Source organism: Erwinia sp. TECH1, from assembly GCF_054057575.1.
Genome location: NZ_JBSRZK010000001.1, coordinates 3,024,028 through 3,035,911, shown reverse-complemented (window position 1 = coordinate 3,035,911; position 11,884 = coordinate 3,024,028). Strand labels below are relative to the sequence as shown.

The following is an 11,884-nucleotide window of genomic DNA, read 5'->3' as shown; positions in this document are numbered from 1 at the left end:
ACAGGCACGCCTGAAAAGGTGAATGCGATCGCTCTTTTTAGAGGAGCGTATCGGAAAGATAAGGATAGTCAGATTTGGGAAAAAGGGCGCGCGGCAGTTTGCAGGCGCAGATGCCGCATCCTGGCTTCAGGCGTGCGAATAAATTTCCTCCGCCCGCTGAATAAATACGCCCGGCAGCATTCTGACCATCAGGCTGAAAAAAGGGGCGAGGGTCAATCGCAGCAGGCCGTTAGCGAAGCGATATTTCACCGCGAAAGTCACGGTACAGGTTTTTTCTCCCGTAGCCTCAAAAAACCAGTCGCCCTCAAACTGCGACAGAAAGGAACCGCTTACCAGCCGCAGATGCAGCGAGGAGGGGGGATGGAAAGTGGCGCGGGTTGTCAGGCTAAGTTCAGGAAACTGCTGAAAGCGCAACCCGATGCGCACCATTTTTGCTTCCGGTTGGCTGGCAAGGATCTCGACCTGCCGACACCAGGGCAAGAAGTCGGGATAAGCGGCGACGTCGGCGACAAGGTTATACATCTGGCTCTGGCTGAAATTAACCTGAATGCGTTTTTCAAAAGTTGTCATCTTAACCCTTAGCCTGTTTGGCATCGCGCGCAGCCAACATAGCCGCTGCTCAAGGCTAATAAGTTACTTTCTAACGCTTATTGATCGGCCGCAAAAGAATTCGTTACAGACAGAAAACTGCGCTTTCCGAGGCACAGTTTTGCGAGCGGCGCTGCATTCACACTGCAAGCAAGGCATACGTGCACGCTTTCTCAGGAAAGCGCTTCTGATTTTAGCAAACAGGCAGCGGCATCTTACAAAAAAAGCCGTCATTATAGTTTTACACCTATATAGGTCTGGAGATATATTAACGGAGGCCGCATATGTGGTTGCTCAAAACAACGGACAGGTTTGACTGGTGGTTCAGCACGCTTCAGGATCACGAACGGGCAGCCGTGCTGGGTTCGCTGCTGGTACTGCGCGCAAGAGGGCCGGAGCTGCCACGTCCCAGGGCCGACAGCATTCAGGGTTCGCGCTACAGCAATATGAAAGAGCTTCGCGTGCAGTGCCGTGGCAAACCGATACGGATCTTTTTCGCTTTTGATCCACAGAGAACCGGCGTGCTGCTTTGCGCAGGCGGCAAAACAGGCAATGAAAAACGTTTTTATCGCGTGATGATCCCGATAGCCGATCGGGAGTTTACTGACTATCTGAACAGGACCAGAGGTAACGTATGCGTACATTAGAACAGATGCTGGCGGAAGAAGCACCGCATGTCGTGGCAGAAGCGGAAAAGCTGGCCGCAGAGATACAGCTGGATATTCAGCTTGCTGAACTGCGTGAGCGGGTGCAGAAAACCCAGAGCGAGATGGCGCAGGCGCTGGGTGTAAAACAGCCTACCGTGGCGGGCATGGAAAAGCCGGGGCGCGATATCAAACTTTCCACGCTAAAACGCTATATCGAAGCGGCGGGCGGCAAGCTGCAGCTGAACATAGAGCTGCCGGACGGCTCGCACTATGGGTTCAAGGTGTAAAACCGCAGGCAAAAGGGCATAGGCAACGGGCCAGCCAGCCGTTATTATTTCACCCTCTTTTTTCAGGGTTAAAGGCAAAAGCAGGGAGGCGATAGCTGGCGGCATGAGCAGAAAAATCACAGGGCGCGCGGCGTCAAACCACAGCCCGTATCAAGGCTGCGCAGGGGGAGGCGGGGATCGCACCAGTCCCTGCCTGAGCCGGAATCGCTCTCAAGGCGGTGCGCAGGGAGGCAGGTTTGAACGCTAAAGCCGCACTCCCGCACCGACAACATGCGTTCCGCTATGCGCCATTCAGAAACCTTTTTCTGGCCCGTTTCCTTACCGTATTGGGCAACAGCATTGCGCCCGTTGCGCTGGCTTTCGCCGTGCTGGATATGGGCGGATCCGCAGCGGATTTGGGACTGGTGGTGGCGGCGCGCTCCATTTTCAACGTTGCCTTTCTGCTGTTCGGCGGCGTGCTGGCGGATCGCTATTCGCGCAGCCTGGTGCTTTTTTCCTCCTCCGCCGTGGCTGCTTTGTCGCAGGGCGTGGTGGCATGGCTGGTGCTGGAAGGGATGGCGACTATTCCGCTGCTGGTTCTGCTCGGCACGGTGAACGGCGCGGCGGCCGGTATTGCGCTGCCTGCCTCCTCAGCGCTTGTACCGCAAACCGTCCCCTCGCCAACGCTGCGTCAGGCTAACGCCTTTATTCAGGTCGGCATCTATATCGGGACGGTGTTTGGCGCGTCGTTCGGCGGCGTGTTGACCAGCGCGGTTGGGCCGGGCTGGGGGCTTGCCGTTGATGCGCTGGGGTTCGCTGCCGCCGCGCCGCTCTATCGGTGCATCCGTATTAGCTATCAGCCTGTCGATGCGCCGGGTAATCTCTGGCTGGATCTGCGCGACGGCTGGCGCGAGTTTACGGCGCGTGCCTGGGTCTGGGCGGTGGTGGCGCAGTTTGCGGTGGTGAACGCCGCTTTTACCGGCATGGTCATGGTGCTGGGGCCGGTGATCGCCGACGCCTCTTTTGGCCGCACCCGCTGGGGCATGATGATTGCCGCGCAAAGCGTCGGGCTGATCCTCGGCTCGTGCGTCGCGCTGCGCTGGCGACCGCAGCGCGCGATGTTTATCGGCGTCATGCTGGTGGCGCTTTGTGCCGTTCCTGTTTTGCAGCTGGCGACCGGCGCGACGGCGCTGGCACTGATGGGCGGGTTTTGCCTGGCGGGCGCAGGATTCGGGCAGTTTGGCGTGGTCTGGGCGCATGCGCTACAAACGCATATTCCCCGTGACAGGCTGGCGCGCGTTTACGCTTATGACGCTATGGGGTCTTTTGTTGCTATCCCCGTTGGCGAGCTGGCCGCCGGGCCGCTGGCGATCCGCTACGGCAATAGCGCCGTGCTGCTGTGTTGCGCTGCTGCCGTGGTTATCGCTACCGTTGCAACCAGCCTGGTTCCGGCAATAAGGCAGCTGAAAAGTAATGCATCGGTTAAATAGCAGCCGATGCCTGTGCCTTTGACAAAACGCCGGTAAGAAAAACCACAGGCCCGTTGTAAATGGGCTGCACCCTAAAAGTTGGTCACCCAACCGAGTAAGGTGCAGTTTTTTATGGCAAAGCTGATATTCTTTTTAGCCAGGGCTGGCTGTCGTAATCACTCCGCCCGGGAAGATGGGCCGCCTCCCGTGCACGAGTCGGTCAGTCCGCCAGTTTCTCACTCAGCCCGGCTGAAGCGGGTTTTTTCCATTGGGATTCCAGCTCTTCCAGCGATTTGCCTTTGGTTTCCGGCACAAACTTCCACATAAACAGCGCCGCCAGCAGCCCCATCACGCCATACAACCAGTAGGCGAAACCGTTGTTGAAATGCGCATTGAGCGTGCTGTTTTTATCCATCATCGGGAAGGTCCAGGAAACCAGATAGTTTGCCACCCACTGCGCCGCCACGGCCAGCGACATCGCTTTACTGCGGATGCGGTTGGGGAAAATTTCCGCCAGCAGCACCCAGCAGACCGGCCCCCACGAGATGGCAAAGGACGCCACGTAAAACAGCATTGCGCCCAGCGCCACCACGCCGGACATTTTGCTGTAGAAAGCGGTGCCCAGCGTAAACATGCCGATCGCCATACCCAGCGCGCCGATAATTTGTAGCGGCTTACGGCCAAAATTATCCACCGTCATAATGGCAATAGTGGTAAAAATTAAATTAATGACGCCCACAATGATAGTTTGTAACAGAGCAACATCCGTACTGGAGCCAACAGAGCGAAAGACCTCCGGCGCATAATATAAAACCACATTAATACCAACGAACTGCTGAAACACGGAAAGCATAATGCCAATAACAATGACGCCAGCGCCAAAAGAAAACAGCGGAGCGCTTTTGCTGGTACGGGTATTAACCGACTGTAAAATATTCTGTAGCTCTTTCTGGCTTTGCGCTTTACCAAAAAGCTTCTCCAGAATGGCGGCGGCTTTATCATTCATACCTTTGGCTGCCAGCCAGCGCGGACTTTCCGGGACGGCAAACAATAAAATGAAAAATAATAAAGAAGGAATGGCGCCGGAAAGAAACATTAGCCGCCATCCCATCGTATCCAGCCAGTCGGCATTGCCGGACAGCGCAATGCTGTAATTCACGCAATAAACTAACAGCTGCCCTAAAATAATAGCGAACTGATTACAGGCAACCATACGGCCACGAATTTTCGCCGGCGTAATTTCCGCGATATACATAGGGGAAACCATAGAGGCCAGGCCTACGCCAATCCCGCCGACGATACGGTAGATCACAAATTCGCTGAGATAGCCCGACAGGTAATAAGGCACGCCGCTGTCAGTACCGACGGCGCGGTGGCCGATTTCAGGGAAAGCTGAACCCAGCGCAGATAAAAAGAACAGCACGGCAGCCACCAGCAGCGTTTTCTTTCTGCCAAAGCGGGCGCTTAACGGGCCGCCCAGCACGCCGCCGATAATACAGCCGATCAGCGCGCTGGCGACGCAAAAGCCCAGCAGGGAGTTGGCCGCCGATTCGCTTAATCCTCTGGGCGAAATAAAAACTTTATCCAGGGAGGAAACGGTGCCGGAGATCACCGCCGTATCATAACCAAATAATAACCCGCCTAATGTCGCCACCAGCGTGACAGAGATTATATAACGATTGTTGGCTTTCATCTCGGATGCTATTGCCATAACAAACCTCTTGGGTAGAAAGGAACAGGATAAAACGCGTTTATATTTGGAGGTAAGACGGATGCTTTTTATAAACTTCCACGCGTTTATTTTTTGAACTCCCTATGTCGCGAGGTAAACATAATCTTCCTGACTCGCCAAAGAAATTACAATTTTTTGTAATCGCTATGCTCGTTTTGCTTTTTATGAGAGGGATCACGGGTGTCTTCGTTCACGCCGGTAGCAACTTTGTGACTAAGGTCATGGTTGGGATATTACAGCGCCGCTTTGTGAAATTTTATAATTGAGTGTCGCGCTTTGTTGTTTGCATAGTGATGGGGTTACCGCTAATTCCTGAACATATCTTTAAGGATAATGACCATGGCAGACTATTTCGATCGTATTACCAAAATTGCTTATGAAGGCAGCGACAGCCAGAACGATCTGGCCTTTCATTTTTATAATCCGGATGAAGTCATTCTGGGTAAAACCATGAAAGAACACCTGCGGTTTGCCGCCTGCTACTGGCACACCTTCTGCTGGGCCGGCACCGATATGTTCGGCACGGGCGCTTTCGATCGTCCCTGGTTTAAGGGCGGTGACGAGCTGGAACAGGCGAAAGCGAAAGCGGATATCGCCTTTGAGTTTTTCGATAAGCTCAACGTGCCGTTTTACTGCTTTCACGATGCCGACGTGGCGCCGCAGGGCCACTCCGTCAAAGACTATCTGCATAACTTTGCGGTGATGACGGATATCCTGGCGGAAAAACAGCAGCAGACCGGGGTGAAATTGCTGTGGGGCACGGCAAACTGTTTTACCCATCCACGCTACGGTGCGGGCGCGGCGACCAGTCCGGACCCGGAAATCTTTGCCTGGGCCGCTTTGCAGGTTAATGCGGCAATGGCCGCCACGCAAAAGCTGGGCGGTGAAAATTACGTGTTGTGGGGCGGTCGTGAAGGGTATGAAACCCTGTTAAATACCGATCTTAAACAGGAACGTGCGCAGATTGGCCGGTTTATGCAGATGGTAGTGGAGAACAAGCACCGCATCGGTTTTACCGGCACCTTGCTCATCGAGCCAAAGCCGCAGGAGCCAACCAAACACCAGTATGATTATGATGTGGCAACCGTTTATGGCTTCCTGAAGGAGTTCGGGCTGGAAAACGAAATCAAGGTCAACGTAGAGGCCAACCACGCGACGCTGGCCGGGCACTCCTTCCAGCATGAAATTGCCACGGCGGCAGCGCTGGGCATTTTTGGCTCTGTGGATGCCAATCGGGGTGATTTGCAGCTGGGCTGGGATACCGATCAGTTCCCGAACAGCGTGGAGGAAAACGCGCTGATTATGTATGAGATCCTGAAAGCGGGCGGCTTCACCACCGGCGGACTGAACTTCGATGCCAAAGTTCGTCGGCAGAGCACCGATCCTTACGATCTGTTCTACGGCCATATTGGCGGGATGGATGTGATGGCACAGGGCCTGCGGATTGCCGCTCGTCTGATCGAAGAAGGACGGCTTGAACAGGCTCGCGAAGCACGCTACGCGGGCTGGAAGGGCCAGCTGGGCCAGGACATTCTTACCGGGAAATTCTCTTTGCAGGAGCTGGCGCGCTATACGGAAAAATCAGCGTTCTTTCCGGAACACCGCAGCGGCCATCAGGAGCGGCTGGAAAATATTGTCAACCAGGCGCTCTACCGCTAGTGTCTTTTAGCCTCACGCCAGAGGAAGCGACGCATGTATATAGGAATCGATCTGGGTACGTCCGGCGTAAAAGCCGTATTGCTGGACGAAAACAACGCGGTATTGGCCAGCCACACGGAGAAGCTGACCGTCTCACGGCCGCATCCTTTGTGGTCGGAGCAGGATCCGCAGGCATGGTGGCAGGCCACCGATCGGGTGATGCTGGCGCTGGCCGCACAGCGGTCGCTGAAGGCGGTTCGGGCTGTCGGGCTGACCGGGCAAATGCACGGCGCCGTGCTGATGGGACGACAGCATGAGGTACTGCGGCCCGCTATTTTGTGGAATGATGGCCGCAGCGCGCGGGCCTGCCAGCAGCTGGAGGCAAGCGTGCCGGATGCGCGAAAGATCACGGGCAATCTGATGATGCCGGGCTTCACCGCGCCAAAGCTGCTATGGGTAAAAGAGCATGAGCCGGCGATCTTTAATCAGATAGCGCATGTTCTGCTGCCGAAGGATTATCTACGTTGGCGGATGACCGGCGATTTCGCCAGCGATATGTCCGACGCGGCGGGCACGATGTGGCTGGATGTCGGCAAGCGCGCCTGGAGCGATAAGCTGCTGGCCGCCTGTGGACTGACGCGCGACCAGATGCCGACGCTGTTTGAAGGCAACGAAGTCACGGGACAGATAACCGCAGAGCTGAGTCAGCGCTGGTCGCTGCCCTCTGAGCTGCCGGTGGTGGCGGGCGGGGGAGATAACGCCGCCGGCGCGATTGGTGCCGGGATCTGGCAGCCGGGCCAGGCGATGCTGTCGCTAGGCACTTCCGGCGTCTGTTTTGCGGTCAGCGAGCGCTTTCTCAGCAATCCCGACCAGGCGGTGCACAGCTTCTGCCATGCGTTGCCCGACACCTGGCACCTGATGTCGGTGATGCTCAGCGCCGCTTCCTGTCTGGACTGGGCGGCGCGGCTGACCGGGCAGCCTTCGGTAGCGGCGCTACTGGCGCTGGCCGAAAAGGCGCAACCGGGAGATAGATCGCCCTGTTTTCTGCCTTATCTGTCCGGTGAGCGTACGCCGCATAATAATCCTGACGCTACCGGCGTGTTCTGGGGCTTCACCCATCAGCACGGTCCGGAAGATCTGGCGATGGCGGTGCTGGAAGGCGTCAGCCTGGGGCTGGCGGAAGGAATGGCCGCGCTACAGGCGACGGGCATCAGGCCGGCTGCCGTCACGCTGATTGGCGGCGGGGCGCGCAGCGCGTTCTGGCGGCAGCTGCTGGCGGATATCTCCGGCGTAACCATGGAATACCGCACGGGCGGCGATGTCGGCCCGGCGCTGGGCGCCGCCAGGCTTGCCCGCATGAGCTGTCATCCGGGCGTTTCGCCGGCGGAGCTGTTGCCGGTGCTGCCGCTGGAGTCCCGCTATACGCCCCGCGCCGATCGCCATGACTTCTACCGCCAGCGACAAAGGCTGTTCAGCGCGCTTTATCAACAAACCGCCTCGCTTTAAGGCGCGGCCACAGCTTATCAACAAGCCTGGCGTTTTGGCAGCAACGCCACCGCTTTGCTTTAAGCGGTAGCCAGCGGCTTCTTCGCGGTAACGGGAGGAAGCCGCGCCGCATTTTTTTGATCGCCCGAGCAGACCTGACGGTTGCTCCCCCCAATCCCTTGTCTTTACAAAAAAACTCTTCATATTGAAGCGGTCGCTTTAGTTTCAGGGTCTGAATATGAAGAAAAATGAGGCTCCCGCCAGGCACGCCAGGATTTCGCTGCTGTTCAACGCTAACAAAGCCTATGACCGCCAGATCATTGAGGGGATAGGCGAGTATTTTTACGCCTCGCAGTGCGACTGGGATATCTATATAGAAGAAGATTTCAGCGTTCATCACCTGAACGAGAACATTCTTTCCGGCAGCGGTATTATTGCGGACTTTGACGACGCGCAGCTGGCCGCACAGCTTAGCCAGATCGCTATGCCTGTTGTGGGCGTGGGCGGCTCCTACAGTAATCGGGAAGACTATCCCGGCGTCAGCTATGTCGCCACGGACAACGAGGCGCTGGTGGCTGCGGCTTTGCATCATCTTACCGAGAAAGGCATTGAGCGCTTCGCTTTTTTCGGCCTGCCCGCCGAGGCAGGAAAACGCTGGGCGCAGGAGCGGGCCGCGGCGTTCCGGCGTTTGACCTGCGATATGGCCTTTCCCGGCATGCTTTATGAAGGCATGGTCACGGACAGCAACACCTGGGAAACGGCCCAGCAGAAGCTGGCCGAATGGCTGCATTCGCTGCCCGCCCATACCGGCATCGTCGCCGTCACGGATGCCCGCGCCAGGCACATCCTGCAAACCTGTGAGCATATCGGCATTGCGGTGCCGGAATGCCTGTGCGTGATCGGCATTGATAATGAAGAATTAACTCGATATCTGTCGCGAATTTCGCTCTCTTCGGTAGTGCAGGGCACGCGCAGAATGGGATTCGAAGCGGCCAGGCTGCTGGACAATCTGCTTTCAGGCCGTCGCGTAAGTAGCGAACCGGTGATAATCGCCCCGGAAAGCGTAATTGCCCGGCAGTCTACCGATTACCGATCGATTATCGACGCTATGGTGGTGAAGGCGATGGGGTTTATCCGTAAAAACGCCTGCCGGGGCGCCACCGTTGAGCAGGTTCTGGAAGCGGTCGGCACCTCTCGTTCCAATTTGGATAAAAAATTTATGACCGAGCTGGGCACCACGATCCATAAGGTGATCCAGGATGAGAAATTTGCCAGAGCGAAGGAGCTGCTGGAAACCACCTCGCTGCCGGTGGCCGAAATCAGCCGTCTGTGCGGTTACAGCACGCCGCAATATTTTTGCACCGTTTCACGGCAAAACCTGGCCATGACGCCGATAAAATATCGCAGCAGCCGGAACGGCATGACGAGGGCGTAACAGCGTAGCGCTTGTTCCGTCACAGGCAGCAGCTATGGTTAAAAGGCACATATCCCTGGCATGGAGAGGCGAATGAAAATTAACGAGCTGATTGCTGCAAGACTGGCGCTGACCGCAGAGCAACGAGAACAAACCCGCGCGGCCCTGGCGCAGGGTGAGCAGGCCGAGCCGGATCGGCGACGCGCGCAGCGCTATGCTTTTCAGCAGCGAACCCGGCAGAGCCTGATTATTGGCGAGCGCGATCTGCTGCCGGTTTCTTTTTTGCAGCAGGGCCTGAGTTCGGCGCGGGCGGTAGGGCTGATCCGCAAAGACGGCATTCCTGAGGGCAGCGGCTTTCTGACCCACGGCGGCCTGTTTATCACCAACCATCACGTGCTGCCTGAACCGCCTGCTTCAGGCACGGTGACGGTACAGTTCGGCTTCCGTCAGAGCGAGACCGGCGAAATTAGCGACGGGCGGCTTTACACGCTGGATGCAGAGCGTTTCTGGCTGACCAGCCCGACAGAGGCGTTCGACTGCACGCTGATTGCGCTGGGCGAAGCCCTTAGCGGCAGCGGGGAGACGCCGTTGCCGCTGGCGCTTAACGATCGCAACGATAAACATGCGCTGGGTATCAGCCTGAACCTTATCCATCATCCGAGCGGCGCGCCACAGCAGCTCACGCTGCGTAATAATGCGCTGCTGGCGCGGCACGAGCAGTTTCTGCATTACGAAGCCGACAGCGAGGGCGGATCGTCCGGCGCGCCCGTGTTCAACGACGGCTGGCAGCTGGTGGCGCTGCACCACGGTGCCGTTGAGGACGGCGAAAAATGGGTTAATGAAGGCATACGCCTCAGCGCCTTAACCGACTGGCTGAAAGGCGAGCTGCCGCAGCTGTCCGCCGATATGCAGGCACAGCTGATGCAGGCGTTAACTTCGGACGCCACGCCGCTGCGTCCCGTCGCCAGCGCCGCCGCGCCGGAGAGCAATTATGGTAATCGTGATGGTTATCAGGCCGATTTTCTTGCCGGTACGCATATTGATATGGCGGAGATTATCGCTCCGCGCGCGGCGGAAGTCGCCCCATTGCGCGACGGCAGCAAAGGCGCAGGGGCCAGGCTCGACTATCAGCACTTTTCTCTGCTGATGAGCGGTGAGCGGCGGCTGGCCTTTTTTACCGCCACCAACATTGATGGCGCGAGCTATATCAATATCGATCGCGACAGCGGACAGCCTTCGCTGCTGCCGGAGGGCGACCGCTGGTATGAAGACAGCCGCATCGACAGCCGTTTCGTCACCGGTCAGGCGTTTTACAGCGAGTTCAGCCGCTGGTTCGATCGGGGCCATCTGACCCGCCGCAGCGATCCCACCTGGGGCAGCGCGGCCGAAGCGGTTCGCGCCAATAAAGATACTTTTCACTTTACCAACTGCTCGCCGCAGCATTTCCGCTTTAATCAGAGTTTGCAGTACTGGCAGGGCGTTGAGCGCTACATCCTTGAGTCTGGCGTCCTGCAGTCAAAGCAGCGGATCAGCGTGCTGACCGGGCCGGTGCTTAACGAGCAAAGCAGGCAATATGCGGATTTAGCGGTGCCGCTGATGTTCTGGAAGGTCGTTTTGCGCATCGGGCCGCAGGGCAAGCCACAGGCTACGGCACTGCTGGTGAGCCAGGATAAATTGCTGGACGAACCGCGCCGCGTATTGCCGCAGGCGCAGCCGGAAGCGGTGCCCAATGTGGATGAATACCGGGTTGCCGTCAGCGCGCTGGAAACCCTGACCGGGCTTGATTTCAGCGCTTTCCGCGCCTGGGACAGCTGGCAGCCGGACGCGGCGCTGCTGGCGGAGCCGTTACCGGCGAAGCTGATTATGACGTGGCGGGATCTACTGTAGCTGATGCCACTTGCCGCAAGGGGAAGAGCAAAAAGCCCGCTGTAAAAGCGGGCTTTTTTAAATCGAAACCTTATTTCGTCTCGTCTTCCTGACCGAGAATACGCGAGCGGCTAACAGCCAGAATCTCATCGGCCAGAGCAGAATCATCAGGGCAGGCACGTGACAGCACCAGCGCGCCGACAAGCTGTGCAAGGGTAGCAAGCAGGTCGGCACGGGTTTCGGCGCTTGCCTGCTCTTCATGCGCTAAACGGGCCAGATGGTTTTCAATACCCGCCGCAAATACAGCCTTAATTGATTCAGGCTGACGCGCCGTATCGGCCGCCAGCGCCGAAATCGCACACCCTTTTCCCATCGCATCCCGATGCTGCCGTGACAGATAGTGTTCAACAAATTGTTCCCGACCGGCGCCTGAAGCATTCTCGGCGGAGCGCGCAAAACCGCAGCCCAGCGCCTCTGCCATCAAATCAGCTTTGGAACCAAAGTGCTTGTAGAACCCACCGTGGGTTAAACCGGCGGCTGACATCAGCTCCGCAACGCCCACACCGTCGTAGCCCCGCTCGCGAAACAGCTCCGAAGCCGTTTCGACAATGCGCCTGCGGTTTTCACGAACCTGCTCTTTCGACACCTTCATCGGTTTACCCTTTCCACCTGTCATTTCCACGCTCAGTATACATTGATGATGGTCGTAATCAAACTGATTGACTTTTTAGATTACGATCACCATCATTAATTTGCGTCATCGGACGTTTATTGGTAGG

10 protein-coding genes are annotated in these 11,884 nt (G+C 57.2%); 7 read left to right on the top strand and 3 right to left on the bottom strand.

Annotation, left to right across the window (positions count from 1 at the left end; all coding sequences use genetic code 11):
- Positions 1-126: 126 nt before the first annotated feature.
- Positions 127-570, bottom strand: a complete 444-nt coding sequence (locus ACVWZ0_RS14335) for a type II toxin-antitoxin system RatA family toxin (RefSeq protein WP_253460278.1) — start codon at positions 568-570, stop codon at positions 127-129.
- A 302-nt stretch (positions 571-872) separates the two neighbouring features.
- Here ACVWZ0_RS14335 and ACVWZ0_RS14330 point away from each other — a divergent pair, with 302 nt between their 5' ends.
- From ACVWZ0_RS14330 to ACVWZ0_RS14320, 3 genes are all read left to right on the top strand, one after another.
- Positions 873-1,235: a type II toxin-antitoxin system RelE/ParE family toxin gene (locus tag ACVWZ0_RS14330; protein ID WP_253460281.1), complete on the top strand. Its 363-nt coding sequence runs from the start codon at positions 873-875 to the stop codon at positions 1,233-1,235.
- Positions 1,223-1,522 (top strand): XRE family transcriptional regulator, encoded by a 300-nt coding sequence (locus ACVWZ0_RS14325; protein ID WP_253460284.1) that lies wholly within the window; start codon positions 1,223-1,225, stop codon positions 1,520-1,522. The genes ACVWZ0_RS14330 and ACVWZ0_RS14325 overlap by 13 nt, the downstream gene beginning before the upstream one ends.
- A gap of 236 nt (positions 1,523-1,758) precedes the next feature.
- Entirely contained in the window at positions 1,759-2,991 is a 1,233-nt protein-coding gene (locus tag ACVWZ0_RS14320) for an MFS transporter (protein WP_253460287.1), read from the top strand.
- Positions 2,992-3,190: 199 nt separating this feature from the next.
- On the opposite strand, the gene xylE is transcribed toward ACVWZ0_RS14320, so the two are convergent.
- The gene (xylE, locus tag ACVWZ0_RS14315) at positions 3,191-4,681 is read right to left on the bottom strand and encodes a D-xylose transporter XylE (protein WP_253460290.1); all 1,491 of its coding nucleotides are present in this window, start codon (positions 4,679-4,681) and stop codon (positions 3,191-3,193) included.
- 360 nt (positions 4,682-5,041) lie between these two features.
- Between xylE and xylA the strand changes: the two genes are divergently transcribed.
- The 4 genes from xylA (at position 5,042) to ACVWZ0_RS14295 (ending at position 11,126) form a co-directional block, all read left to right on the top strand.
- A complete protein-coding gene (xylA, locus tag ACVWZ0_RS14310) occupies positions 5,042-6,361 on the top strand; it encodes a xylose isomerase (RefSeq protein WP_253460293.1) in 1,320 nt (439 codons plus the stop codon).
- A gap of 33 nt (positions 6,362-6,394) precedes the next feature.
- Complete coding sequence (gene xylB, locus ACVWZ0_RS14305; protein ID WP_253460296.1) at positions 6,395-7,846, top strand: xylulokinase; 1,452 nt, start codon at positions 6,395-6,397, stop codon at positions 7,844-7,846.
- A gap of 217 nt (positions 7,847-8,063) precedes the next feature.
- The gene (locus ACVWZ0_RS14300; protein ID WP_253460299.1) at positions 8,064-9,260 is read left to right on the top strand and encodes a XylR family transcriptional regulator; all 1,197 of its coding nucleotides are present in this window, start codon (positions 8,064-8,066) and stop codon (positions 9,258-9,260) included.
- A gap of 72 nt (positions 9,261-9,332) precedes the next feature.
- Positions 9,333-11,126 (top strand): DNA/RNA non-specific endonuclease, encoded by a 1,794-nt coding sequence (locus tag ACVWZ0_RS14295; protein ID WP_253460302.1) that lies wholly within the window; start codon positions 9,333-9,335, stop codon positions 11,124-11,126.
- Positions 11,127-11,196: 70 nt separating this feature from the next.
- Here the strand turns inward: ACVWZ0_RS14295 and ACVWZ0_RS14290 are convergent, their stop codons facing one another.
- On the bottom strand, positions 11,197-11,757 hold the full coding sequence (locus ACVWZ0_RS14290) for a TetR/AcrR family transcriptional regulator (protein WP_253461283.1): 561 nt from the start codon (positions 11,755-11,757) through the stop codon (positions 11,197-11,199).
- Positions 11,758-11,884 lie beyond the last annotated feature (127 nt).